This is a genomic window from Gemmatimonadota bacterium (genome assembly GCA_022560615.1).
Taxonomy (GTDB): Bacteria; Gemmatimonadota; Gemmatimonadetes; order Longimicrobiales; family Gaopeijiaceae; genus UBA1138.
In genome coordinates this window covers 1-24,985 of sequence record JADFSR010000001.1, presented here as the reverse complement: position 1 = coordinate 24,985, position 24,985 = coordinate 1, and the positions used below count along the sequence as shown (strand labels likewise).

The window sequence follows — 24,985 nt, the reverse complement described above, 5'->3', positions numbered from 1 at the left end:
TGCTGCGTCTCTCCTCGTCGGACCACCGCCTTCGGCGGCGGTGCCCGCTCGGCTACGACTCCTCGTCGTTCCTTGCCTGAACGCGCGCAAGCACCATGTGCGCGGCCCACTGTACTTCTTCATCAGCCTTCTACGCTCCGGCGCAGGAGCACGAGGAAGATCGGGACACCCACGAAGGCGGTGATCACACCGATAGGGATTTCCCTCGGAGCGAGCGCCAAACGCGCGATCAGGTCAGCGAGTGTGAGAAACGCGGCGCCACCCAGGAAAGAGAGCGGTAGTAGCGCTCGGTGATCCGACCCGATGAGCAGGCGGACGGTGTGTGGGACGACGAGACCGACGAAGCCGATCACGCCGGCCACTGCGACGCCGGCCGCGGTGATCAAGGCGGCGATGACGAGCGCGGTGCGTTTCACCCCTTCGACGTCGGCCCCCAGGTAGTTGGCGGTCTCCTCGCCGATCGCCATGAGATTCAGCGGGCGGGCGAGTCCGATCAGGACGACTGCGGCTGGCACCGTGTACACGGCCGCGAGCAGCACGCTCTGCCAACTCGCGTCGAGGCTCCCCATCATCCAGAATACCGCGCTCTGAACCGTGCGCGCCGAGGACACCGAGAGTATGAAGGCTATGCACGCGGAGAAGAACGCCGCCACTACGACGCCGGCGAGCAGCAAAACGCGCACGTCCATCGCGTGGCCGGTGGCCGTCGCCACTCGGAATACCACCACGATTGCCAGGAGCGCTCCCGCGAAGGCGGCCAGGGGCAGACTCCACGATCCGAGTCCTGCCCAGCCCAAGGCGAGCACCGTAACGGCACCGACCGACGCACCGCCGGAGATGCCGAGGATGTATGGTTCTGCCAACGGATTGCGCAGCAGTGCCTGGAAGGTGGCCCCGGCAAGCGCAAGACCTCCCCCGACGAGCACCCCGAGTAGTGTTCGGGGAAGGCGGAGTTGGAGCACGATGTCGCGATGCATCTCCACGTCCCCGGTGGTGAGGGCCGCGAGCACCTCGGCGGTGGTCAGCTCCACCGAACCGAAGCGGATGCCGGCCAGAACGCTGGTCAGCAGCGTCACTCCGAGGAGTGTCGCCAGCGTGATCCGGCTCATCGCAAGGAAGTGCCGTGCAGCAACTCCGCGACGCGCCACGCGGCATCTAGCACGTGGGGACCTGGAATCTCGAGAGCGGAACCGATCTCGACGATGCGCGCTTGCGGCGTGAGTGTCGCATCGAACTGGGACGCCTCGCTCACGAAGACAACATCGATCTCCCTCGCGCGTAGCTCCTCGGGGCTCACCGCGGAATACAGCGATTGGAGATCCCCGAAGGCGTTGTCCCCGCCCACGAGTCGGATGATTTCGTCGATGTAGGTGTCCGGACCCGCGACCCACGGGGGCGTGCCGCCGAGCACGTACACCGTGCGTAGCCGTGGAAGCTCCGCGACCCGCTGCGACAGTTCGGCGAGACCGGCCTCCAGCACACGGACCAGCGAGTCGGCGGCAGCGTCGGCTCCGGTTGCGCGACCCAGAAGGATCACACCGGCGTACACGTCTTGAAGGCGGTCCGGGCGGACCGCGATGTGCATGATACCCAGCTCGTCGAGCCGTGCCGGTGTGCGCGAGTCTTGTTCGCCGTGGAAGCGGATGACCAGGTCAGGGCTCAGCGCCACGATCTCCTCGAGGTTGGGCTTCAGACCACCGCCGACGGATGGGAGGTGCGCCAACCACTCCTGGTCGTCGAAATCGGTGCGCCCGACGAGCAGTGAGTCGACCCCCAAGGCCCTCAGCGTCTGGGTGGCAGACGGGACCAAGGAAATCACGCGGGTAGCGGGCGCGGCAAAGAAGCGTTTCGACCCTGACGCATCGACGACGCTGATGCCCTCAGGAAGGCTCTGCTCGGGAGAGGTCTCGCCTCTGCACGCGGCGGCGAGGACGCTGACCGCAATTAGAAGGCTGTTGAAGAAGCGAAGAGACTTGCTCGGTGCGTGGCGCGGCATCAGCCGCCCGCAGCGGCGGATCGCAAGCAGGAGTCCTCGGACGTACGGACCCAGGTTCCACTCCGCTGGGCGAGCGCCGCGAACCAGCGACGCTCCGAACCGAAGACGTCGAGCAAAACCTCTTCGTTGCCGTCACCGTCCCAATCCAAGTGATCGAAATAGCGCGGTGCGCCCTTCCCCTCACTGTCGACCGGACGGTACCACATGTAAGTGGGCTCGTACCCCCCCTCCGACGCGCGTCCCATCAAGAACAGCGAGTACGCGCCAGCGCTTGGAGCGGACATCCCGAGCTGGTCCCGATACATGAAGGTCGCGGCGATCGCCTCTCCGGGCGCGCCGACCATCTGAAAGGCCTGGATATCCGCACGTGCCGAGAGCAGTCCGTCAGGGGGCCATGCCGCACCCAAGCGAGGGATCGCGGCCGAAGCGAGACTCGTGGAGGCGATCCGCTGATCGCGGTCGTCAGCGTGGACCCGATAGGGGTCGTATGTCCGGTCGGACGCCACATCCGCAGGCAGAGCCATCAGCAACTCGGCGCTCATGGCGTTCGGCACCAGCTCGACCGTCCCGGAAATCGTCGGTCGCGGTACGCAGAAGTCCTCATTGAGCCCCGTCGCGGTGGCTGTCAGGCGGCCGACTCTGACACCCTGCGCAAAGAGCACCCACTCGGAGCCGGGCGCGAGCAGTTCGGCGGTGAAACGGTCGCGGAATCCGGGGACATCCTCGTCGCTGGTGAAGGCGCCGAATGCGTCGCCTTGGATTTCGCCCACCACGGTCAGGGTCGCCTGGGAGCCACTGCGCGTGCCCGCGAGGAGGATGGGCCCATCCGGGAGCTCGGGGAGAAGATCCGCTTCCTCTGTCAAGGAGGCAGCGCGACCCGGCGCCTCCCCGGCCAGCTCGGCCTTCGTCTGAGGGGGCTTCAACCGTACATCGACCCCACCCCAGCTGACGTTGTCGCAGCCCGAGGCCACGGTTAAGATCACCGCAATCGCTAGGGAATTCCTACGCATGGGGCCTTCGGTGGAGGGACGGCTCAGGGCCTCGAAAACTAGTGCGGACCCCTCTGGGGGCAAGCTGAGAACGCGGTGGCGCGCCATTCTGGCTCGCCGCCGCGAAGTGTTCTAGGGCAACTGATGAACCAACGGGATTCGCTTCAGTTCAGGGAGGTCATGGGCCGATTCCCGACGGGGGTAGCAGTGGTCTCCGCACATGCGGACGGGTCCGCGATGTGGGGCGTTACCGTGAGTTCATTCACGTCGGTGTCGCTCGAACCCCCTCTCATCCTGGTCTGTATCGATAGAGGAGCAGCTTCGCACGACAAGCTGATCACCGCCGAAACGTTCGCGGTCAGCATGTTGGCCGAGGACCAGGCCGATGTCGCCAGGCGGTTCGCCGCGGAGCCGGCGGAGACACGTTTCGAGGAGGTTGCGTGGCGTAAGGCATCGGACGGGAGCCCCGTTCTCGATGGGGCCGCGGCTTGGTTGGAGTGCGTGACCAGCGGGGTGATGCCGGGTGGGGATCACTCAATCGTGCTGGCTCGCGTTATCGCGTCCGGTTCCTCGGACCGTGGGGCACTGCTCTTCTTCGGGAGCGGCTATGGCAAGGTGGCGACGTGAGTACGCGTAGTCGCCGAGCCGAATGGCTGCCACCCTTGCTCGTGGGAGTCGCGTGCGCGACCGCGGCCGAGATCGCCGTCGGGGTGCTGTTGTACGCCGGGGCGGGCCTCATGCGGTCGCTCAGTACCGTCTTGGTAGTGGAAGCGTCGGCGCTCGCGATCGGTCTGTGGAGCGCGCCCGGTCCTGGTCCGGATCTCGTGAGCCGCCTACGCCGCCGGTGGGTGCTCTGTCTGGTCTCGTTCCTCGCGGCGGCGTTTTATGGGACGTCGTGGAGCGTGCTTCGGGAGCTTGGGGATACCGCCATCGGTCAAGGATTCGGCCTCGCCATCATGGCCGCATTGCCGTTGTATGCCTGCGGGACCGTGCTCGGCGGTATGACCACTGCCGCCATGACCGACGGCAGAGGTCCCCGGGCGGGCCCGGGCGCCGCGGCCGCGATAGGCGCAGCGATCGGCTTCGCCCTCACCGGGCTCATGCTTCCGAGGTCGCCGGTGCCTTCCTACCTGCTCATCGGATGCCTCGCGCTGCTCTCCGTGGCCGGCATGGTGTACGGGGTCGTGCTGGGCGCTCGCCTCCACATCGAAGTAAAGGCGAACCGCTCCGCCAACGCCTTTCCGGTGCGAGTGGAGGACCGGCGACTCTCGGAGGATGGCCTCGTGTGGCGCTTCTTGCTCGAAGGTGAGCACGTGCGGCGGGCGATCAGCCTCTCGGCCGAGAACGCGGTCGTTCCGTGGGACATCGCGGTGGGACGCGGGCTCATGCCTCCACTCGAGGCATCCTGGCGCGTCCTGGTGGTGGGCGGGGGTGCGTCGTCACTGCCTCGCATGGTCGTGCTAGAACACCCGACCGGATCAGTCGACGTGCTCGAGCGTGTCGGCGCCGTGGTGGAGCTAGGGAGAGAGCACTTCGAGACCGGGTTGGGCGTGGGACGCACTGAGCGCTCGTCGGTCGCCGTCGGCAACCTCGACGATCTCGTCGAGGGACTTTCGGGGGGCTACGACTTGGTCGTGGTGGACGGTGCGGCACTCGCGTCGTTGGGGGGTGCCGGGGGGCTGTCCCGCCGAGCGAAGTCAGCGTTGGGGCAGCGGGTCTCGGCCGGTGGAGTGCTGGTGTGGGGACCCCACTTCGTCCCTGCCACCGAGGCGGTCGACGGTTGGTCGACGGTGACGCTGGTTCGCGCGCGTGAGGGCGGTGAGGAGGAGGTACTGCTCGTAACGGGACCTGAAGCAGTACTCCGTGCGACCGATCTCATCGAGGGATTTCGAGCCCGGAACGGGGGCGCTGCCATCACGTGATCGTCGCGCACCTCTCCGACCTCCATCTGGGATTTCGCGCATACGGACGCGTAGAGCGAGGAGTGAACCTACGTGAACGGGACGTCGCCGCAGCGTTCGAGCGAGCGGTGCAGGAGCTCGTTCGGATCGCGCCGGATGTTGTCGTCGTGGCAGGGGACGTCTTCGACCGACCCGACCCGCCGCCGGGCGCGGTGGTCGCCCTCGCGAGAGGCCTCGAGGTGCTTCGCTCCTCGCTACCGGAAGTGCCGGTGCTGATGGTCTCGGGTCCGAGGGACACGCCGCGGCGCCCTGCTGACCCCGGTGCGCTCGCGGTGCTCGACACCTTCCCCAACGTTGAAGCGGCGACCGGCCTCACGCGCTCCATCCTTGTGGAGCGACTCGACCTGCACGCCTGCTTGGTCCCGTACCGGGCCACCGTTCGACACCCTGCTGCGGTCCCAGAATCTGATCCCAAAATGCGCTGGAACCTACTCGTGATTCATGGCTCTACCGACTCGGCCGGCGAATGGGGCGTGCATGTCGATCCCGACGAGTGGGACTACATCGCGTTGGGAGGGGAGCACCGGCGTCGCGACGTGATCGCCAACGCTCGATACCCCGGGTCGCTGGAGCGCGTCGCGCTCGATCCATGGGACGAGGCTGCGGACGAGAAGGGATTCCTAACGGTCGACCTGGAGCGGGACGAAGTCGTCTTCCATGCCATTCCCGGCCGGCCTGTCGTCGCGCTTGCTCCGATCAAAGTCGTATCGGGTGACGCCGACCGCCTGCGGCGGCGTGTGCGGGAGGTCATGGCGGAGGTTCCTGGAGGTATCGACGGCAAGATCGTGCGTTTGAGCCTGGAGGGAGCATCTCCCGAGGATCTGTTGGCTCTGCAAGGAGACCAGCTTGCGGGGTTGCGACAGCGCGCTCTTCACCTCGCCGTTGAGGCCGGCAGGGAGCCGCGCGTGCCCCCGGCGGCCTGGCTTCCCCTCGACGCGCCGGGGCTTCTCCGCGATGCGCTCGAAGGCGAGCTCGAGCGGGATGGCCTGCTTGCCGAGGCCACGCGGAAAGTGATCATGGAGCTGGTGCCGGACGATCTCGTGGGCACGCTGGAACGTGAGCCGGTCGGGGCTCTCGACTCCCTCGACGGGGACGTGCCGGGAGTCGGCCGGGTCAGCACGTCCCTCCCGAAAGGGCTGACCGGCGTGATTGGGGGAGGAGCCCAAGCGCGTCAAGCCGTCGAGGAACTGCTCGTGCAGGAAGGTGGTGACGGGTCTCCCGGACCGCTGCGACGGCTTTGGAGCGGGCGTGGGGCGGAAACACTCGACGAGACCATCGCGCTCGCCGTAGAAGCGGTCGCGGCCAGCCGGGGTCTCGCCACCGTGGACGCCGCGCTATTGAGGGCTGGCGAGATTGCCGCCGTCCATCCTGTGGCACCGGTTAGGCTCGTGGAGCGACCCGAACGCGGCGCGGTCCGCGTCGACCTGGAACAGGTGGCTGCCGAGTTCCGTTCCGCGGAGAGAGACCTCCGCGGGCTCAGGGCCGATGTTGTGGAGGCCGACGGAGATCTCGAGGTCGCGACGATGGGTTGGTTGCGTGAACGCCAGGATGCCGAGACCACGCTCAACGCCTACCGGGATCGTGCCCGCGAGGTGCGGACCCGCCTGAAGAAGATGGAGGCGGCGGGACCCGACGCGCCGTGCCCGACGTGCGGTCGCGTGCTCGAGAGCCACTACCAGGAGGTGCTGGCCGAGCTGAACGAAGAGTGGGAGTCGGTCGTCCAGGATGGGAGCTGGTGGAAGAGCAGGTGGGAGCAGCTCGAGGCCAAACCGTCGCATCTGCAGGAGCTCGAGGGAAAGTCGCTTCGCTTCCACGCAGCGCTGGAGGCCGGCTCCGAGGGAGTCGAGCTGCTGCGCGCGCGCCTCTCCGAGCTCACCGAGCGGGAGATCGTTTCCGTGCCGCCGACTCGGGCCCGCGGCGCGCTGAGCGCGGTCGTCGACGCGCTGCGAAGGGTGCGTTCAGCGCGTTCCGCGAGGGCCACCGAGCTGCTGCTCGACCGCTCTTCGCGGTTCCTGTGCCGAATCTCCGGTGGCCGGATTCTGACCGTGTCGCTCGTGGCGGGCCAGGCGGTTCTGAATGGAGATCGCGGCGTGCTCGAGCTCGTTTCGGAGGAGGACCGGGCGACCGCCCGCATCGCGGTGCGCCTCGCGGCCGCTTCGCTGGTGGCAGCGGACGGGAAGCTGCTCGGCTCCCTCGTGCTGTCAGAGCCCTTCGACCGACTCGACATCGAGGCCCGAATCAGGACGCTTGTGCTCACGAAGACGTTGTTGAGCGAGATCCCCCGCGTGATCCTGTTCAGCGGTGGGGAGGCGGTAGACGCGCGGCCCGAGTTGTTCGATTCTATACTCGAGGTTCGAGACGAGGCGTCCGGTGTTGGACCGGCTTTGCGGCCGGCCGCTGCGGGTCCCGGAAGGACTTTGTTGAGGGCGCCTGCCAAGCCCGCCCGTGGAACCGCAACCTTTCGGGGCTAGCTCTCGTCGTACGGTGGTGTAGGTACGGAGTGTCTGTGGGCCCTCCGAGTAGTGACTCTAAACGCTGTTGGTGTGATGATTATTTGGATTGAAGCCGCCGTGGCGCTCGTCATCGGCGGCGTCGCTTTCAAGCTCTGGTACCGCCATTGGCGCGCGAAGAAGATCGCGTCAGCCCGGCGCGTTGAGCGCCCGAACTCAGACTATTCCTCGGCCGGGGTGCGGAACCAAGAGGATCGAGAGCGCTGGGCCGGTATCACCCTGCCCAAGCTCCATCCTCTCAACCAGGAGGAAGTACATCGGTTGCTTCTGGTGGTGGACTCGGACGGCATCCACGCGTTGTCCCCCAAGGACCGGCTGTTCCTGGACAACATGACAATTCCGCGACTGGGCTAGTTGGATGGTCCTGGGACCTCAGCGAGCGCGACTTTCCCTAGCCCGCGCCGCGTTGCAGTAGACCTCGTATAGCTCGGTCGGCTGGTTGGCGTACAGCTCGACGAATCCGCACGAGCCGCAGACGCTTGCGTGGACCTGGGTGCTCGCGCTGCGGGCCAGAGCTCCGAAGTCGGGGTGCCTGTCGACGCCCACCACGACGCGCTGGCCGCCGGGGTCGGCGAAGAATGCACCGTCCAACATGTGATCCGACGCGCACTTCGCACAGCGGTGGTAACTATTCACGTAGGCCTCCTTCATAACGGGCTTCTTCGGTCGCTAGCTGCCCAAGGCTGCGCCAGGCAAAGCGAAGAGCGAATCGGTTGTCACGTTCTTCCAGGACGTCCGCCACGATGGCGCCGAGCGCGGGCGCGAACTTGAAGCCGTGACCGCTGCCGCCGCTCGCGACTACGAGACCCTCGCGGTTGGGGTCCGCGGCGATGAACAAGTCGCCGTCGAAGCTGTCGCAGTACATGCACACGTGTCGATGGACTACTGGCGCGTCGGCCAGCGCGGGGATCGACTGACGCAAGAAGTCCCTCGTCCGAGCTTCGTGGTCGTCGGCAACAGTCCCGCGGCCATCCGGGTGCGTGCGAGTTCCCGGTCCATGGTGTGCCACCTTCACGCGGCCGTCAGGGAGCGCCGGGAAGCCGTACCACCCGCTGCCCGAGATGTCCGCAGCCCATGGGGGGAAACCGTCACCGCGGAACGAATCCGGATTGTCCGGCTGGAAGTGGAGAACGGGATGACCCGTGGGCCAGAGCACGTCCGAGAGCCACGGCAGCAAGCCAGGTGTCCAGGCCCCGGCGGCGACCACCACTCGGTCGGCCTCGATGCGATCTGCTTCGGTCGTGACGACTCCGTGGACCCGGGACCCCCGTGACATGAGCTCGCGCAACGACCCGGCCAGAAAGGTCACGCCCGACTCTCTGCAAAGTGACAAGAGTCGCTCGACGACCGCGCCGCTCTCCGCCCAGCCTGCCCTCGCGTTCAGGTAGCCGTCGGGATACCGCGTGAGGTCCCACTCGGGATAGCGACGCGCCGCACTTCGGGCATCCAGTCGCTCGGGGGTGTAGCCCCGGGCCCTCAGTACTTCGTAGCTCTCGTACTCGAACCCTCCCGGGGCCATCAGGGCCGGCGCGAGAAAGAGAAAGCCGTCCTCGTGGTAGAGCGGCCTCGACCAGTCTCGATTCCAGCGATCCCAGCCCTCGAGCGCGAGTTCCGCGAGCTCGTGGTAGAAGCGGTCGGACCCATAGTCCATCCGCACGACCTTGCTCACGTCGGTCGAGGATGCTGCCTCGTGGGGAATGGGCCCCGGGTCGAGGACCGTCACCTGCCACCCCCGGCCACTCAACTCGAGAGCGGTCGTGATTCCGAAGACACCGCCCCCGACGACCAAGACTCGTCCAGGGGTGGCGTTCACGATGTGGTGCCGACTGTCACGAGCGGCTCGCGGAGCGTGTGGATAGTATGTGTGCGTAGATCCTGCACCCCTCCAGACCGCCATGCAAATCAGAATCCTGTCCGCCGACGATGTCCGGGCGTGTGTAGACATGCCCGCCGCGATCGACGCGATGCGTGAAGCGTTCGCCGCGCTCTCGGCGCATGAGGCGACCGTGCCGATTCGCCTGGCGCTGGAGACCGAGTACGGGGTCAGCCTCTTCATGCCTGCCCATCTTCGAGAGAGCGGGAACGCCGGGGCGAAGGTCGTCTCGGTGAACCCGGGCAACTCCGCCCGGGGTCTGCCCGTGATTCACGCCGTCGTGTTGGTCCTCGATGTCCCGACGGGTCGTCCCACGGCGCTCATGGACGGCACGTGGCTCACGGCGCTTCGTACGGGGGCCGTGGGTGGGCTCGCTGCGGATCTGTTGGCACGTCGGGACGCCAAGACCGTGGCGCTTTTCGGGGCGGGCGTGCAGGCCCGGACGCAACTGGAGGCGGTTCGGTGCGTCCGCGAGATCACCGAGGTACGGGTGGTTTCGCCGAGCGGAGCATCAGCGGATCGCCTGGCCGCTGAGGTCACGGGCGTACGCGCGGTGCGCGTCGACGATCCGACCGAGGCCATCGCAGGAGCAGACATCATCATTGCCGCGACCAACAGCTCCACACCGGTCTTCGACGGTTCCCAGGTGGAGCCCGGGACGCACGTCACCGGCGTCGGCTCTTACACGCCAGACATGCGCGAAGTCGACACCGCCCTCGTGACCCGCGCCCGGGTCATCGTCGATCAGCGTGAGGCGGTGATGGAGGAAGCAGGCGACATCGTTGGCCCGATCCGCGACGGTGTCGTTGACGAGACGGTCATCGTCGCCGAGATCGGCGAAGTCGTGCTGGGGCGAGTGCAGGGCAGGACCGCGGACACCGACATCACATTCTTCAAGTCGGTCGGGAATGCGGTGCAAGACGTCGCCGTGGCAGCCCGCGTGCTCACGGCGGCCGAGGCTGAAGGGCGGGGCCTGGTCGTCGACCTCTAGCTGCCGAGCAACCTCCATGCCTCTGCCCGAGCCTGGTACGTCTCGATCGCTTCCTCGTCGGAGTTCTGGATCGCAGCTTGAGTCAGAGCCAGGTAGCTCCAGGCGTAGTAGTTCGGAATCCCGATCGTGGCGAGGTCAGGCCAATGGGTCCAATCGTCGGGGATCCCCGTTCGGTGCACGAAGACATCGTCAAGCAGTATTCGAGTCCGCGGAAGGTCCATCCATGCACCGATGACGTTCGCGTAGGGTGTCGGCTCCATCTGCATGAACCTCTCCGGCGCTTGATCCTCGAGAGGGCCGTTGTGGAGCCGGAACGCGAGCCCCTGGCGAACGAGATAGCCGTTCACGCCGAGTGACGTCGCCGCGTTGCCGCTCGATGCGAAATAGATGGGGCGTTCGTCGATGACTTCGTTGATTAGCGTGAGGGCATATTGCTGCCACGGCATGAGGGCCGACCCCCCGGCTAGAGTCGCGACCACGTTCCCCAGCTGGATTTGGCTGTCGTTCTCGATCGGCACGACCATGCGAGCGACGCGTTCGATGTCCTCGTCGGACAACGGCATGATCGACTTGGTAGGGGGTCGGATTGGCCCGTCGACTACGAGCGGGATCTTGCCCGCGGCCTGACTCGGGTCCGTCACGTATGCAGCGTCGGTGTTCTCTGCCGTGTACGGCCGCTGGCATTGGATGCGAGACCAATCCGAAGACGGGTCGACCCCAGGGGGGCAGGGTGCTGTGAGTCTCTTGAGCTGACCCGTGTACCACTCGGTGTTGAGGTAGGACGTTACGATGACGGTCACGTCTCGGCGAATGCCCTCGACTTCCTGCAGATACCACAGCGGGAAGGTGTCGTTGTCCCCGTTCGTGAAGAGCACTCCGTACGGCTCGACGCTCATCAGCAGGTTGTGGGCCCAGTCTCGCGCCGCGTAGTCCTCCGCCCGGCTCGCCCATGAGAAGTTGAAGACGAGCGGGATCAACGCGAGGCTCAAGATCGGGCTCGCCTTGGCGAGGCCGACGCCCATCTCACGTGCCGATTCGCGCCAAAGGGTCGCGATGCCGATGCCGGCCCACAGTCCCCAGACCGAGAAGCTCACGACGAAGAAGTAGTCACGTTCGCGCACTTCGTGAAGGTCGCGATCCTGGACTGGAGCCTGAAGCGAATAGCCGTACTTGAAGTTGAGGTAGTAGAGGAGCGCGAACGTCAGCGTCGCGAAAAGCGTCGCGACGAACACGAAGCTCGCCCGGTCGCGACGGGCGTGCTCGATCGCGCCCCACACCCCGAGGCCGGTGAAGAGCATCGTGAAGGGAAGGCGCAAATTCGCGAAGACGGTCGTGGTCCCGTCGAGCGAGCGAGCCCACTGCCAGTCGAAGTACTGTAGATAGTTGACCAGCTGGGACGACAGCGGCGCGAGGCGAGGCAGCAGCCCTGGCTTGTCGTACTGGGTGCGGTTGAGTGCTTCGGCGAGAGCGGCGCAACCCGCCTTCCCGTAGGTGACGACCGCGCCAAGCGCCGAGCCGATGTTTGGGCAGGTCGGAGCCGCCTCGTTGATGACCGGGTCCAGTCCGGCGCGAATCGGCAAGAAGAGGTGGATCGAGAGCCCGAGAATGACTACTGCGCTGCCGGCGGCGTACAGGCGCCAGTTGAGCAGCGTCTGGGGGTGCACGAAGAGGATGAAGAGCCCGATCGCCGGCGCCGCCAAGAACGCCATGAGGTGGTTGCCGACGCTCAGCGCCAGAATGAAGGCCATCAGGATGAGCAGGTTGTCATCCTTGCCGCGCCCGAGACGCTCCTGCCACCGGAACGCCAACCACGACAGAAGCGCGATGGTGAGCAGCGAGACGGTGTACACCTTCTCATTCACGTTGGATTGGTTCCACACCGTGAAGGCGGTCGAGCTGACGAGCACCGCCGCGGACGCGCCGATGATCCGGAAGCGCCGGTCCTCTGAGAAGAAGCGCAGGATGTGGTGCACGACGAGGAACCACATCGCGTGTGCACCCGCACTCATGAGCGCGCTGAACAGGTTGATACGTACGGCTACCGGCAGGCCCAGAGGAGCCAGTAACACGGACCACGAGCGAGCGAGCACGACGAAGAGCGGATTGCCGGGTGGATGCGGGATCCCGAGGATATGCGCCGTGGCGATGTACTCACTCGCGTCCCAGAACGCGGTTGTGCGCGAGAGCGTCAGCGCGTAGAGCGCGAATACGAACAAGCCAGCGAGCGCGGCCTCCCAGTATGGAGGGCGCAACTCAGCGTCGTTTCGGGCGGCGCCGCCGCCACGATTCACGGTCGCTGTCTCATTGCTCATCGCATTTATCAGTCGCGCTTTCGTGCCGGCTGCGTTGCACGCAGCCCTAAAGATAACCCGCGACCGGCGTCGCGCGGGGAAGCAGCCAGCGGTCGCGGTGGGGCTTGCTACGCTACTCGGGAGGCGTGAGGTGTAGACACCCCCACGGGTCTACTTCGACTCGCCAACCCGGCGGGACCCACGTCGTAGCACTGTATTCCTGGACCACGAACGGACCGACAAACTCGTGACCAGCTCCGAGTTGGTGCCTCCACACGCGGGATGCTTCGATGCGCTCTCCAGCGAAGGCGACCTGCGTCGATGCGCTCTGGACGGGCCTCTCCGCGTCGGGAAGTCGAGTCACGTGCACGGGAGGCGGTGGCGCAGTGACGACGGCCCGGAGCGTGACGGCTTCGACCGGAGCGGTCTCCCGTCTGTGTCCGTACCGCTCCTCGTGGGCGTTGTGAAAGCGCTGGATCCAATCCGATGCAGGTACCCTGAGCTCGAAACTCTGTCCGGCGTACCTGGCGTCCACCCAGAGCTCTGCGGTGAGATCTCCTTCCGAGACGCCCTCGTCCAGCATCTCCGAGCGCGCCTGGCCTTCGAGCTCCGCGAGAGTCGCGTCGAGAGACCTCTGCGTGTCGTCGGCATCTGCGGAGAGCAGGACCGTGCGTGCGGTCTCACGGCTCACGGGTGAGGCCAGCATGCCGTACGCGGACAGTAGCCCCGGGTCTGGCGGCACGATCGCCTTGAAGGCCCCGAGCCTTCGAGTCAACTCGGCCACGTGGAGGCCCCCGGCGCCGCCGAAGGCCACAACGGCGAAGTCTGCCGGGTCGTAGCCACGCTCCACAGAGATCACGCGTAGCGCCCGCTCCATCGCCGTATCGGCGACCGCCAGGATGCCTTCGGCCGCGTCGTCCACGTCTGTGCCCAGTTGTGCCGCCATCGCCTCCAGGGGCGCCCGGATCGCTTCTCGATCCAACGCCTCGGTACCGCCCAGGAAGGCGTCAGCCGGCAGCCGGCCGAGCCATACGTGCGCGTCCGTCACGGTGATGCCGGAACCGCCGCGCCCGTAGCAGATAGGCCCGGGTTGCGCGCCCGCGCTCTGTGGACCGACGCGGAGCGCACCACCGGCGTCGAGCCGTGCCAGGGATCCCCCCCCCGCGCCGACGGTGTGAATGTCGATGACGGGAATCGCGGTCGGCTGCCCGGCGATCTCGAACTCGCGCGTCCGGAGTGGCCGACCCGGACACAGAGACACGTCGGTGGACGTGCCCCCCATGTCGAACGAAATCACGTGGTCGTGACCTGAGCGACGTGCCCAGGTGAGCGCACCCACAACCCCGCCTGCCGGTCCCGACAGGACGGTATGCACCGGCTCCCTGCGCGCTCGATCGACAGGAATCGTGCCCCCGTTCGAGCCCATGATCGTGACCCGCTCGGCGCCCGCTTCGTCGGACAGGCGGCCGAGGTATCGGCTCATGATCGGTGCGACGTAGGCATTCACGACCGTGGTGGATGTGCGCTCGTACTCGCGGAACTCCGGAACCAGATGACACGAGACCGAGAGGGGCAAACCGGTCGCCTCGACCGCGCGTGCGACCGCTTCTTCATGGCTCGGGTTCGCGTACGAGTGAAGCAGCGAGATCGCTACCGCGTCGGCCCCGCGCGCGAGGATGCGATCGGTGAGGCCGGCAAGCTCGGAGTCGTCGAGCGCTTCGATCAACTCGCCGCGCGGGCCGAGGCGACCTGTGATGCCCAGGCGGTCATTCCTGTCGACGAGTGGGGGAAGCCTGTGCCCGACCAGCGCGTACAGCTGCGGCCGGTTTTGGCGTCCGATCTCGATGACGTCCTCGAAGCCCCGGTTCGTGACGAGCACGACCTTGGCCCCACGACGTTCAAGGAGGGCGTTGGTCGCAACGGTGGACCCGTGGAGGAGAGAGAACGGCTCGTCCGCGTCCAGGATCTTCGCGATGCCGTCGAGAACGGCTTGAGCAGGATCGTCCGGCGTCGAGGGCACCTTGAGCGTCTTGATCCTGCCCTCGCTAAGCAGCACCAGGTCGGTGAATGTGCCGCCCGTGTCGACCGCCAAGAGGGCCGTTGACGCTGTCGAGGCGCGTGCGGACATTGGGGCGCTCATGCAGATCCTTCCTTCGTTCGATCGGTTCAAGGCCCTCGCCGGCGTGGCCGGCTTGGTGCCCGTCTGGCGCGAGTTCCTATTCGACGTCGACACCGCGGTGACCGCCTACTCGAAGCTGGCGGAACCGCCCTTCGCCTTCCTGCTCGAGTCCGTAGTGGGCGGCGAACAATGGGCCCGATATTCGTTTCTGGGAACCCGTCCGGCGGGCGCGTGGAGACTTCACCGCGGCGCGGTTTCGTGGTGGACGCCTGGGGGAGGCTGGAGCGCGGTCGAGGTAGACGATCCGCTCGACGACTTGGATGCTCGCCTGCGTGCGCGGGTCCCCGCCGAGGTGCCGGGTCTGCCGCGCTTCTGGGGCGGCGCGGTCGGGTACTTCTCCTACGACGTGGTCCGTGAGATCGAGAATCTTCCGAACGCGCCGGAGGACGACTTGGGTCTTCCTGACGGAGTTTTCCTTTTCACGGACGTCGTCCTGGCCATCGACAATCTCCATGGACGAGCGATGGCGATCGCGGCAGTGCCAGTCGAGAGTGGTCTCTCCGATGAGGAGCTGAGGACTCGTTACGAAGACGCATCGACGAAGACGAAGGACGTGATCGACCGCCTCGCTTCAGGGCCCGGGCCCCCACCGCTCGCGTTGGGAGACGAGCCCGATGTGGACCCTCCTTTCGAAAGCGCGTCGACGCGGGAGGAATACGAGCACGGCGTGGAGCGGATCCGTGAGTACATCCGGGCCGGAGATGTCTTTCAGGTCGTGCTCAGCCAGAGACTCGGCATCAGATTGCAGGCGACTCCCTTCGATGTCTACCGGGCACTGCGGAGCCTGAATCCGTCGCCCTACCTCTACTTCCTAGAGCTGGACGGTGTGAGCCTCGTCGGCGCGTCCCCTGAGGTGCTCGTGAGGGTCGAAGACTCGACCGTCACGGTTCGACCCATCGCAGGGACACGGCCCCGCGGTCGAACGCCGGAAGAAGAACGCGCCTTGGCGGAGGATTTGCTCCACGACGAGAAGGAGCTCGCAGAGCATCGAATGCTCTTGGACCTGGGGCGCAACGATGTCGGTCGCGTCGCCGAGTATGGTTCCGTGACGGTGCCGGAGCTGATGGTCGTGGAGCGGTACTCGCACGTGATGCACCTCGTGAGTCAGGTCGAGGGTAAGCTGCGGTCTGGGCTCGGCGCGATCGACGTGTTCCGTGCGTGCTTCCCAGCGGGGACGCTGTCGGGCGCTCCCAAGGTGCGCGCCATGGAGATCATCGACGAGTTGGAGCCGGTGCGGCGCGGTCCATACGGCGGGGCAGTCGGCCACTTCAACTACGGGGGCATGAGCATGGATACCGCGATCACCATCCGCACCTTGGTCGTAACGAATGGGAATGCCTACGTGCAGGCGGGCGCGGGTATCGTTGCCGATAGCGACCCGTCGCGAGAGTACGAGGAGACGCTCAGCAAGGCGCGAGCGCTACTCCGGGCCGTGGCGATGGTGAGCGAAAGCTAGTGTCCGGCCTGCGCGCCCAGCTTCTCATAGAGCAGCACCAGCGCGCAGATTCCTTTCTCGAAGTTCTCGACGGAAAGCCACTCGTTGGGAGCGTGCAGATTGCACCCGGGGAGCGAGAAGCCCAGGAGGAGTGCAGGAGCATCGAGACGCTCTTCGAACTCGACGACGATCGGGATCGAACCGCCGCCACCCATGCGCACTGGCTTGGTGCCGAACGCTTCCTCCAGCGCGTCGGCGGCTGCCTCGAAGTACGGACCCTCGATGCTCGCCTTCCAAGGGCGACCGCCGTGAAGTTCCTTCAACTCCACAGTCACGCCGTCAGGGGTGACGTTGCGGAGGTGCGCTTCCAGCAGCTCTCTTACCTTGGCGTCCGTTTGATCCGGAACCAGGCGAAAGCTCACCTTGGCCATTGCGTGGTTCGGCAGTACGGTCTTCGCGCCCTCATCGGTATAGCCGCACAGCATGCCGTTGACGTCGCATGTCGGTCGGATCCACAGACGCTCGAGCGTGCTGAAGCCCTCCTCGCCCCCGAGAGCGACGACGTCGAGCGCTTCCCGGAACTCGTCGTCCGAGTGGGGAAGCGCGGCGATCTGCTCGCGGGTCTCGGGGTCCCAGTCGACGACGTCGTCATAGAAGCCCGGTATCGCGACACGGCGTTGATCGTCGTGCAGAGAGGCGATGATCTGCGCCAGCGCGTTGCCGGGATTCGTCACAGCGCCACCGAATTCGCCCGAGTGCAGGTCGCTACGGGCGCCGCGCACGTGGATCTCGAAGTACGCGAGGCCCCTCAGCGAGAAGAGGAGGGAAGGCAGCCCCTCGGCGAACATGCCCGTGTCCGAGATGACCACGACGTCACACGCGAGACGTTCCAAGTGAGCCTCGACGAACGGGACGAGATTCGGCGAGCCGACCTCTTCCTCGCCTTCGGCGAGCAACAGGACGTTGACAGGCAGCGAACCGCTCGTGGCGAGGTGGGCTTCGAACGCCTTCACGTGCATGTAGAGCTGGCCCTTATCGTCCGCTGAGCCGCGCGCGTAGATGCGGCCCTCGCGTTCGGTGGGCTCGAAAGGAGGCGAGGTCCAGAGCTCCAGCGGCTCCGGTGGCTGCACGTCGTAATGCCCGTATACGAGCACGGTCGGAGCGTTCGCGCCGGCGCCACGCCACTCACCCAGCACGACCGGATGACCCTCCGTGGCCATAACTTCCACCTCTAGTCCGGCTTCCTGCATACGCGCGGCCAACCACTGCGCCGACCGACTCGTTTCGTCGTCGTACTCCGACTTGGCGCTGATGGACGGAATGCGCAGGAAGTCGTACAGCTCCTCCCGAAAACGTCCGAGGTTGGTGTCGACAAAAGTCAGGGCGTCGGACACGGACTTCTAGATCAGTCCCCGGATGCCCCAACGGTAGACGAACGTCATCACTACGGAGAAGACCGCCCCGCCCGCCATCCCTCCTGCGCTCAGCGCCAATGGCTCGTACAGGTGGAAGATCCCGACGCCGAGCATGCCTCCGATGACCGCAGCGAACGAGCCAAGCACGGCGAGCACAACGGTGTGCCCCTGCGTTTCCTCGGGCCGCTTGACGAGTGCCTTCATCGTAAGACCGATTACGGCCCCCATCACGATCCAAATCGCTACACCGATCCAGTTCTGCATCTCGCGCCACTGACCCCGTGAATGCGTGCTCTTCCACATGATTTCTCAGGCCCGGCAAATCTACCCGAAGCCCCTGGGGAGAGCCAGACTCCGGACCGCACCCAAGAAGGCTGCAGCCTTCTTGGGTCGTTGACGCGCGTAGCGGGTCGCCCTTTCTTGGTCTAATGAGCGATGAGATCATCGACCTGACCAAGTATCTCAAGCGGGAATCGAAGGGGGAGGAGCCTGCACGGGGAGCGTTCGCGCTTTGGGGCGCGGATGGTGAACAGTCTCGGTTCGCCCTACCGCTGTGGCGAACCATCTACCTGACACAAGGTGAGCGCGGCGCGATCGTGTGGCGCGACACTTCTGGAGATGATGCTCCTCACGCGTTTCTCGTCCTCGACCTCGGTCAAGATCCCGCACGGCTGGAGATCGACCAAGACGCGATTCCGCTGTCGGAGGACGGTGAGCCGCCCGCCTTGCACGACTACGGAGCTGAGGGCGTCACCATCTTCCTCGGTGCGCGAGGGGACCGAATCTGGCACCTGGCAGTGGACGGCGGTGATAAGAGGGTTGGCGAACTCTCCGCGAGCATCCGGGAGGACATCCTCTTCTTGGCCGGCGAGTGTGCGGGGCTGCTCTTCTTGAGGGACTTCGCCGGCAAGGTGCCTTAGCAGCCCGGGCCGCTAGACTGGACTAGCCCTGGGCTAGCCCTCGCCCATCCTGCGCTTGAGTTCTGCCAGGCGCGCGTCGTAGTCCGGCTCCGGTGGCGGCGCCTCGTTCAGGTCGATGTGGTAGTCCGACTGCTCTGGACCCAGGTCCAGATTCGAGAACGCTTCGGCCGCCTCACCCTTGGCGTGCGCATCGTCGATCTTCCCGGCCATGCGGTCGAGTTCGCTGAAGAGTTCGTCCGCCGCCGATATCGACTCGCGTGCGCCCGACCGGCCGGCAGTAGCCGACAGCGAGTCACGTTTGGCCCGAGCCTCCTTGACCTTCGCCATCATCTCTTCGACTTCCTCTCGACGGAAGTCGCGCTCGGCCTTGAGTGCCTTCGCCTTCTGCTCGAGCAACTGTTGATGTTCCTCGTGCTTCTCGGCGAACTGAGCGGCGACGTCCGCCGTTTCGGAGTCGCGGATCCCGCGGGCCATCTTCTCGCGTCGCCGACAGGTCGCAGCCTGGACCTTCTCCTTCTCGGCCTCCGCCAGAGCTTTTCTGATCTGGCTCTCGAGGTTGCCGATCTCGGCCTTCACGTCGGTGATCTCGTCGACCATGCCACCGATCAGGCGATTGACCGTCTCCGGAACATGCTCCCGGTTGAGCTCCTTGTTGAAGTTCTCGTACGCTTCGCGGAACGCGGATCTCAAATTTTCGAACATTGCCCTGTCAGATGGGGGCGCTTCAGTTGAGGAAGGGCTCGATACGTTGGGCGAACGAGTTCCGCGCGCGGTGCAGGCGGCTCTTCACCGTTCCGAGGTTCACTCCCGTTATCTGAGAGATCTCCTCGTAGCTCTTCCCTTCCAGCTCGCGAAGGCGGAAGACGAGACGATGGTGCTCCGGCAGCTCCTTCACCGTGTCTTCGACGAGTCGCCGTAGAAACCGTTTCCGGTAGAGGTCGTCCGGGCGCATCGAGTAGTCCTCGAACTGCAGAGGACGGTGGTCGTCATCCCAATTGCTCGTGAGCCTCTGAAAGAGCACGAGTGGGCTTCTGGAACGGTTGCGCAGTTCATTCTTGGAGAGATTGCTCGCAATCGTATAGACCCAAGTCGAGAACTTCTTCGACGTGTCGAAACGATGCAGGTGCCTCGTCACTCTGATGAACGCCTCTTGCACGAGGTCCTGCGCCCGATCGCCATCACCGGTCTTGCGCGTGATGAAGTGGATGAGCCGGTCCCGGTACCGATCGTACAGACGCTGGAACGCGCCAGGACGTCCGTCCAGATGCACGGTGACCAGCTGCTCGTCGGTGAGATCCTCCAGCGGTGTGGCCTGCAGGAATTCACGGAGCTGTTTGGGGTCGGCGTTGACCATTGTTCCGGGGCTTCTCAGTCGCTAGTCGAGAATCATTCTCATTTCTGTACTGAAGATACCTCAGATCGGCCTGTTTTCCAGGCCGATCAGGACCCCTCCTTCGGAAAAGCCCTCGTAGAGAGCCTGTTCCGGTGCTGGAATCCGGTCGCGGGAAGCGAGAGCTTCCGCCGCCGCGCGTTCGATCTCGTCCGTCACCTCAGCTTCGATGGTCAGCAGCGTCTCGGTTCCGATACCGTGTTCTTCCAGGTAAGCCTCGAAGAGGCCGATAGGATCCCGTCGGCCCCAAGCCGCGAACAGCTCGGGCGCGAAGGTGTCCCTCGCCTCCCTTTCATCGTGGGTGGCGTGGCCGCCCATCCTGAAGGTGTCGGCCACGACAACCGCCGGCCCCTGGCCCGCCCGGCACCTTTCCGCGGCGATCCGGGTGGCGGCGAACACGTCGAGAACGTTGTTGCCGTCACAGATCCAATGCTCGATCCCGTACATCGCCGGCCAGTCGTGCAGATCGCCGGCACCATGCTGCTCGATGCGGGTTCCGAGAGCCACCTGGTTGTTTTGAATCACGAAGATGACCGGGAGATTCTGCACTGCTGCGAAGTTCATGCCTTCGTGACAAGCGGCGGTCTTGGTGGCTCCGTCGCCGACCCAGGTGAGGGCCACTCGGTCCTCTCCTCGACTGACCGCGGCCAGAGCGACGCCGGCCATGATCGTGACGCTCGTTCCCATGTGGCTGATCGGTTGGATGATGCCGTTGGGCAGGTCGCCGATGTGCAGGTCACGCCCACGACTCGGAGAGTCGCTGGTGGACAGGTACCCGCGGAACATGTCCGACAACGGCATGCCCATCATGTGTAGGGCGCCCGCGTTGCGAATCATCGGGCTCACCACGTCCCTTGCCGGAGCGAGCGCGCTCACGGAGCCTACTGTGACCGCCTCTTCGCCGGTGCCGAGCCACGCCTTGGAGATGATGCCAGTGTGGACCCATCGCTTGAGCCCGATGTCGTGAAGTCGAGTGCGCAGCAAATCTCGGTACATCGCGACCAGGTCGTTTTCGCCCAGTTGCGCCACGATCCGACTGCGATCGGCGTCGGCTTGAAGGCGCTCTGCGAACGAGCGGACCAGCGCCGGATCGGGGGTCCAGTCGACGTATTCGGGAGGATCGAATGCTGGATAGCGCTTCATGCCGCTAAGCTACCGGAAGCGGAGGTGGCGCGGTACGGGCCGGGACCTTCGCGCAAGCGAAAGCGGGGGAGGCAAAGACTCTCAATGGCACGAAGAACTAGCCCCCCCAGGGTGGGCCACGAGAAAGCTCTGCACTCGCCCCGCTCACGCATCAACTCGGAACCAAGGTTCCGAACGTACCTCCTATATACCGCGCACACGTCGGGGTGTCACTCTCAAATTGGTACGTTGTTCAAGAAACGTTGGCCATCCATGAAAGCCGTGCGTTGCAGCGAGGCTCGAGCGCTGTGAGATTGGTTCCGAGTGCCCCCCCACAAGGCCGGGAGCGAGTTGACTGTCTCCACCCCAACACGACGCGTCCAAGCCATCGTCGGATTGCGTCTGCTCGAGATGCTCCGAGATCAGGACCTCCCTGGCGAGATCCTAGAGGCGGAAGATCCGACCCAAACCATGCCTCGCCGGCTGGGCCTGAGCGACGTGGTCGGCCGACAGATCCGTACCTATCAGAGAGATGTGAAGAAGGGGGTTCGCCTCGCGGATGCGGAGGTCCTGGACCTCTTCCGGCTGATCATCCGGCGACCTGACGGCGAAGAGGTCTTCTACGGTGCCGGGCGGCTCCTCGCTTCGATGGAGCGCCCGAGCCGGTGGACGCGAGTCGTGCCTCAGCGCGTTCAATACGCTGTGGCACGTGGGAGGGTCAAGCGGCGCCTCAAACGACTCTTCGGCCGCCGCGTCGGAGGCTTCGGCCGAGGCCCATTCTCCGTGGAAGGGAGAGCGCTCGTTTTTATCGAGAGTGATCCGGGAGGAGAGGCGTGTCACTTCCTGTCCGGCTTCTGCCAGGAGATCCTCGAGCAAACCGGAGGAGGCGTGGTCCAAGTGAAACACACCCTGTGCCAGGCCCGCGGCGACGACCAGTGTCGATGGGAGGGGATGTTCATCGACGAGCCGGCCGAGGACATACAGTCAGAGGCGGACTCCTCCGAGCGCGTGGAGGCTGGTGAACGGTAGAGAAGGGGTCATATGGTGATGCTCGCGGAGCTATTGGGGGTCTGACGGGGTCCGCTTCAATCGTACTGGAGCAGCATGGAGATCGGGATCGGAATCGCCATTGGGGTCGTGCTCGGCGTTGCGGGCTTTCTGTTGGGACGCTCCGGCGCACATTCGGCGGGAGTCGGGGAGGGGCGCGCTGAGGCAGAGCGGCGCCTCACTGCAGCGGCCGACGCCATCCGTCGGGGTCGACGCCCTCAGGCCGCCGCCGGCTCGCCGGAGGAAGAGCTGTACGCTGCGCTGGAGCAAGGCTGGGCCCCTCGGGAGACCGAGCGACGGGCAGCTCTGAAAGAAGCGATCGGACGCGTGAGCGTGTTCCTGGATGCGAGCGTGCGCGTTCCGCTCGCGGGCGCAGGTCGCGAGGCACGTGCTGGTGAGCTGCGTGAACGCATCCAGCGCGCGCTCGGCGCCCTCGAGGACTTGAACTTCTTTCTGGAGGAGCCCGCCGGCGAGAGCGAAGTCCGCGACCTCGTGCCGCTCGTGCAGCACGTAGCTCGCGAATTTGCTGCTGACCAGGACCTGGCAGTCCGGATCCAATTGGCCGAAGCCTCGGTACGCGCCACGGTGAATGCCCAGGTGCTCATGGACAGCCTGTACCTCATCCTCCACAACGCCGGCCGCTTCGGAGGAGGTGCGACGGTCGACGTTACGGTCCAGGCCGTCGACGGTCGTGTTCTGGTCACCGTGCGAGACCGCGGCGAGGGCTTTACGGAGGAGGCGTTCAAGCGGGCGTTCGACCCGTTCTACTCGACGTCGAAGGAGGGGCTCGGGCTGGGTCTGCCCCACGCACGCACGCTCATCGAAGGCATGGGTGGACGCGTGGAGCTTCGCAACGCCCCGGAGGGTGGCGCTGAGGTCGAGGTATCGTTCGAGAGTAATTGAGCTGGGCCGGTTAGGGACCAGCGCGGCGCCCTGTCACTCCCACGCCGACAACGCTTGCGGCCACCAATGCGATTCCAATCCAACCCACGGACCGCAGACCTTGGTCCAGAAGTAGCGTCGCGAGGATCGCAGCCACGACCGGTTCGATCGCCGTCGCGAGAGAGGCTCGGCTCGCCTCGATCCTCGCCAATGCATCGAAGAATAGGAATTGCGCGAGCGCGATCGTGGTGGCGCCGAAGACCATGATCAGCCCCCACGCGGTCGCTGTGTCCGGAAGCTCGATTGCGCCCTCGGTGGACAGGAGGGTCGCGGTGAGCATGACGCACGCGCCGATCGTGCTGTAGACCACAGTCGGCACGGCGCCATAGCGCGCGCTCGCGAAGCGACCGAAGAGCGTGTAGGCGGCATAGCTGAGGCCAGCCAGCCCTCCCCAGGCCAGTCCGACCGAACCGAAAACCGCGGGCACGTCATCGGCGCCCGCGACGGAGAGCCAGACGCCGACGAGGGTCACGACCACGAGCGCCGCCCGAGTACGGGTAGGCCACTCGCCCAAGAGTGGCCCTGCCGCGGCAACCACGACCGCCGGTGCCAAGTACAGCAGCGCAACCGTCGTGGGCACTCCGACCGCATCGGTCGACAGATGGTATGCCAACTGGAAGATGCCGACCGCGACGCCGCCTCCGAGCCCGAGAATGAGAAGCCCGCTTCGGCTGACGCGCAGCGACGCGGGGCGTAGGACCCCGAACACGGCGACCAAGACCAGCGCGCCGACCGCTGGACGAAGCAGAGCCACGCTCTCGGGCGGCACACCCATGCGGAAGAGGTGCACCGCAAAGATGCCGGAGGACCCCCAGAGGCACGCCGCTACGATCGCCTCCAGGTACCCGAGCCAGCGACCTCCGGCAGGACTCTCGCTCACCGCTCCACGAGAAGCTCAGGCCACCTGGGTCTGTGGAGCCCGCGTGGGCGTCCTGGCGGCGACACGTGTGACTGTCGCCAAGTGCACGAGGGCGGTGAGCAGAGCGGCCGCGCCCAGCGTGTGGAAGGAGACCGGGATCACGGCCAGCACCGTGAGTACCGAGAGAAAGCCCAGTGACACCTGGGCGACGACCAGACCGGCAGCGAGCAACGCCCACGTACGTATGGCGGCGGTCGTGCCCTGGCGCACGACCCAGATCGCGAGCCACACGATCGCTACGAGCTCGAGCATCCCGACCACCCGGTGCCCGAAGTGGAGAACGATGGGCATGTTCACGAGCGGCGGAACGAGCCGGCCGAGACAGAGTGGGGCGTCCGGACATGCCATGCCCGCGTCCGTGTGGCGAACGAGGCCACCGATCACGGATTGGAGAAAGACTAGGACGCTTACTGCTGTGGCGAACTTGGTCACCCGGCTCGCGACCCCGGCGTCCAGCGGTGACGCTTCCCGTGACCAGCTCGTCGCCGACGCGAGGACCGTGGCCAACACGAGAAAGAGCAGGGCCAAGCCCAGGTGGGTGGTCGAGACGAGGTCCGGCAGCCGGTAGATGACGGTGAGTCCCCCTACCACTGCCTGGATGACGAGTAGAGTCATGCCCGCCAGGCAGGCCTTGAAGATCCACGGGCGGTCGGCGGTTTCCTTTCTGGCCAGCCAGGTCGCGAGACCGAACATGAGCAGGAGCCCTCCCGCGACGAGGCGGTGGAGGTGCTCCCAGAAGACGCCGCCCGACATCACGGGAAGCATGGTCCCGAAACATGTGGGCCAATCAGGGCAGGCCAGGCTCGACTCCGTCGCGTGCACGACGCTCCCCAGATACAACAGGAGGAGAGTCCACGCGACGGTCACGGTGAACGCACGCCTGTGAAGCATCTGGGGCTAGCCCGTAGCCACCGGTTCCCGGACTGAAGGCTCGGACGCGGTATCCGCGGCCACGCCCGCCTCGACCTGCTGGCGGTACGACTCGAGCGAGACGATGCCGCGCTC

General features: G+C 65.8%; 23 protein-coding genes. 9 read left to right on the top strand and 14 right to left on the bottom strand.

The window, feature by feature from the left end:
- Nucleotides 1–122: 122 nt before the first annotated feature.
- From IIB36_00115 to IIB36_00105, 3 genes are read right to left on the bottom strand one after another with little or no spacing between them, the layout of a single operon-like run.
- Nucleotides 123–1,148 (bottom strand): iron ABC transporter permease, encoded by a 1,026-nt coding sequence (locus IIB36_00115; GenBank protein ID MCH7530146.1) that lies wholly within the window; start codon nucleotides 1,146–1,148, stop codon nucleotides 123–125.
- Nucleotides 1,106–1,996 carry an ABC transporter substrate-binding protein gene (locus IIB36_00110; GenBank protein MCH7530145.1) on the bottom strand — a complete coding sequence of 297 codons (891 nt, stop codon included), beginning with the start codon at nucleotides 1,994–1,996 and terminating at the stop codon, nucleotides 1,106–1,108. The genes IIB36_00115 and IIB36_00110 overlap by 43 nt, the downstream gene beginning before the upstream one ends.
- Complete coding sequence (locus tag IIB36_00105) at nucleotides 1,996–3,006, bottom strand: hypothetical protein (GenBank protein MCH7530144.1); 1,011 nt, start codon at nucleotides 3,004–3,006, stop codon at nucleotides 1,996–1,998. The genes IIB36_00110 and IIB36_00105 overlap by 1 nt, the downstream gene beginning before the upstream one ends.
- 123 nt (nucleotides 3,007–3,129) lie before the next feature.
- Between IIB36_00105 and IIB36_00100 the strand changes: the two genes are divergently transcribed.
- From IIB36_00100 to IIB36_00085, 4 genes are all read left to right on the top strand, one after another.
- Nucleotides 3,130–3,612 (top strand): flavin reductase family protein, encoded by a 483-nt coding sequence (locus tag IIB36_00100; protein MCH7530143.1) that lies wholly within the window; start codon nucleotides 3,130–3,132, stop codon nucleotides 3,610–3,612.
- Nucleotides 3,609–4,907: a hypothetical protein gene (locus tag IIB36_00095; protein ID MCH7530142.1), complete on the top strand. Its 1,299-nt coding sequence runs from the start codon at nucleotides 3,609–3,611 to the stop codon at nucleotides 4,905–4,907. The genes IIB36_00100 and IIB36_00095 overlap by 4 nt, the downstream gene beginning before the upstream one ends.
- A 62-nt stretch (nucleotides 4,908–4,969) precedes the next feature.
- Entirely contained in the window at nucleotides 4,970–7,417 is a 2,448-nt protein-coding gene (locus tag IIB36_00090; GenBank protein MCH7530141.1) for a hypothetical protein, read from the top strand.
- 75 nt (nucleotides 7,418–7,492) lie between these two features.
- Nucleotides 7,493–7,810, top strand: a complete 318-nt coding sequence (locus tag IIB36_00085) for a hypothetical protein (GenBank protein MCH7530140.1) — start codon at nucleotides 7,493–7,495, stop codon at nucleotides 7,808–7,810.
- Nucleotides 7,811–7,828: 18 nt separating this feature from the next.
- On the opposite strand, the gene IIB36_00080 is transcribed toward IIB36_00085, so the two are convergent.
- Nucleotides 7,829–8,092: a hypothetical protein gene (locus IIB36_00080; protein ID MCH7530139.1), complete on the bottom strand. Its 264-nt coding sequence runs from the start codon at nucleotides 8,090–8,092 to the stop codon at nucleotides 7,829–7,831.
- Entirely contained in the window at nucleotides 8,085–9,269 is a 1,185-nt protein-coding gene (locus IIB36_00075) for an FAD-dependent oxidoreductase (GenBank protein MCH7530138.1), read from the bottom strand. Before IIB36_00075 ends, IIB36_00080 begins: the two co-directional genes overlap by 8 nt.
- An 88-nt stretch (nucleotides 9,270–9,357) precedes the next feature.
- Here IIB36_00075 and IIB36_00070 point away from each other — a divergent pair, with 88 nt between their 5' ends.
- Complete coding sequence (locus IIB36_00070; protein MCH7530137.1) at nucleotides 9,358–10,320, top strand: ornithine cyclodeaminase; 963 nt, start codon at nucleotides 9,358–9,360, stop codon at nucleotides 10,318–10,320.
- Here the strand turns inward: IIB36_00070 and IIB36_00065 are convergent.
- Both IIB36_00065 and IIB36_00060 read right to left on the bottom strand, forming a co-directional pair.
- Nucleotides 10,317–12,632: a DUF2723 domain-containing protein gene (locus IIB36_00065; GenBank protein ID MCH7530136.1), complete on the bottom strand. Its 2,316-nt coding sequence runs from the start codon at nucleotides 12,630–12,632 to the stop codon at nucleotides 10,317–10,319. The genes IIB36_00070 and IIB36_00065 overlap by 4 nt on opposite strands.
- Before the next feature lie 112 nt (nucleotides 12,633–12,744).
- Entirely contained in the window at nucleotides 12,745–14,739 is a 1,995-nt protein-coding gene (locus IIB36_00060) for a hydantoinase/oxoprolinase family protein (GenBank protein MCH7530135.1), read from the bottom strand.
- 10 nt (nucleotides 14,740–14,749) lie between these two features.
- On the opposite strand from IIB36_00060, the gene trpE reads away from it, so the two are divergent.
- Nucleotides 14,750–16,246, top strand: a complete 1,497-nt coding sequence (trpE, locus tag IIB36_00055; GenBank protein ID MCH7530134.1) for an anthranilate synthase component I — start codon at nucleotides 14,750–14,752, stop codon at nucleotides 16,244–16,246.
- Here the strand turns inward: trpE and IIB36_00050 are convergent.
- Nucleotides 16,243–17,619 (bottom strand): dipeptidase, encoded by a 1,377-nt coding sequence (locus tag IIB36_00050; GenBank protein ID MCH7530133.1) that lies wholly within the window; start codon nucleotides 17,617–17,619, stop codon nucleotides 16,243–16,245. The genes trpE and IIB36_00050 overlap by 4 nt on opposite strands.
- A gap of 6 nt (nucleotides 17,620–17,625) precedes the next feature.
- The gene (locus tag IIB36_00045; protein ID MCH7530132.1) at nucleotides 17,626–17,943 is read right to left on the bottom strand and encodes a hypothetical protein; all 318 of its coding nucleotides are present in this window, start codon (nucleotides 17,941–17,943) and stop codon (nucleotides 17,626–17,628) included.
- A gap of 125 nt (nucleotides 17,944–18,068) precedes the next feature.
- Between IIB36_00045 and IIB36_00040 the strand changes: the two genes are divergently transcribed.
- Nucleotides 18,069–18,560: a hypothetical protein gene (locus tag IIB36_00040; protein ID MCH7530131.1), complete on the top strand. Its 492-nt coding sequence runs from the start codon at nucleotides 18,069–18,071 to the stop codon at nucleotides 18,558–18,560.
- A 33-nt stretch (nucleotides 18,561–18,593) separates the two neighbouring features.
- On the opposite strand, the gene IIB36_00035 is transcribed toward IIB36_00040, so the two are convergent.
- Genes IIB36_00035 through IIB36_00025 form a run of 3 tightly spaced genes read right to left on the bottom strand, consistent with a single transcriptional unit; the run spans nucleotide 18,594 to nucleotide 21,093 of the window.
- Nucleotides 18,594–19,262: a hypothetical protein gene (locus IIB36_00035; GenBank protein ID MCH7530130.1), complete on the bottom strand. Its 669-nt coding sequence runs from the start codon at nucleotides 19,260–19,262 to the stop codon at nucleotides 18,594–18,596.
- A gap of 22 nt (nucleotides 19,263–19,284) precedes the next feature.
- Nucleotides 19,285–19,914, bottom strand: coding sequence for a sigma-70 family RNA polymerase sigma factor (locus IIB36_00030; protein ID MCH7530129.1), 630 nt, complete (start codon nucleotides 19,912–19,914; stop codon nucleotides 19,285–19,287).
- A 60-nt stretch (nucleotides 19,915–19,974) separates the two neighbouring features.
- A complete protein-coding gene (locus IIB36_00025) occupies nucleotides 19,975–21,093 on the bottom strand; it encodes a thiamine pyrophosphate-dependent dehydrogenase E1 component subunit alpha (protein ID MCH7530128.1) in 1,119 nt (372 codons plus the stop codon).
- A gap of 330 nt (nucleotides 21,094–21,423) precedes the next feature.
- On the opposite strand from IIB36_00025, the gene IIB36_00020 reads away from it, so the two are divergent.
- Both IIB36_00020 and IIB36_00015 read left to right on the top strand, forming a co-directional pair.
- On the top strand, nucleotides 21,424–22,101 hold the full coding sequence (locus IIB36_00020) for a hypothetical protein (GenBank protein MCH7530127.1): 678 nt from the start codon (nucleotides 21,424–21,426) through the stop codon (nucleotides 22,099–22,101).
- Nucleotides 22,102–22,176: 75 nt separating this feature from the next.
- Nucleotides 22,177–23,022, top strand: coding sequence for a HAMP domain-containing histidine kinase (locus IIB36_00015; protein MCH7530126.1), 846 nt, complete (start codon nucleotides 22,177–22,179; stop codon nucleotides 23,020–23,022).
- A gap of 10 nt (nucleotides 23,023–23,032) precedes the next feature.
- Here the strand turns inward: IIB36_00015 and IIB36_00010 are convergent, their stop codons facing one another.
- Together IIB36_00010 and IIB36_00005 are read right to left on the bottom strand one after the other, a co-directional pair.
- Nucleotides 23,033–23,941: a DMT family transporter gene (locus IIB36_00010; GenBank protein ID MCH7530125.1), complete on the bottom strand. Its 909-nt coding sequence runs from the start codon at nucleotides 23,939–23,941 to the stop codon at nucleotides 23,033–23,035.
- Nucleotides 23,942–23,956: 15 nt separating this feature from the next.
- The gene (locus tag IIB36_00005; GenBank protein ID MCH7530124.1) at nucleotides 23,957–24,871 is read right to left on the bottom strand and encodes a heme A synthase; all 915 of its coding nucleotides are present in this window, start codon (nucleotides 24,869–24,871) and stop codon (nucleotides 23,957–23,959) included.
- Nucleotides 24,872–24,985: the final 114 nt, after the last annotated feature.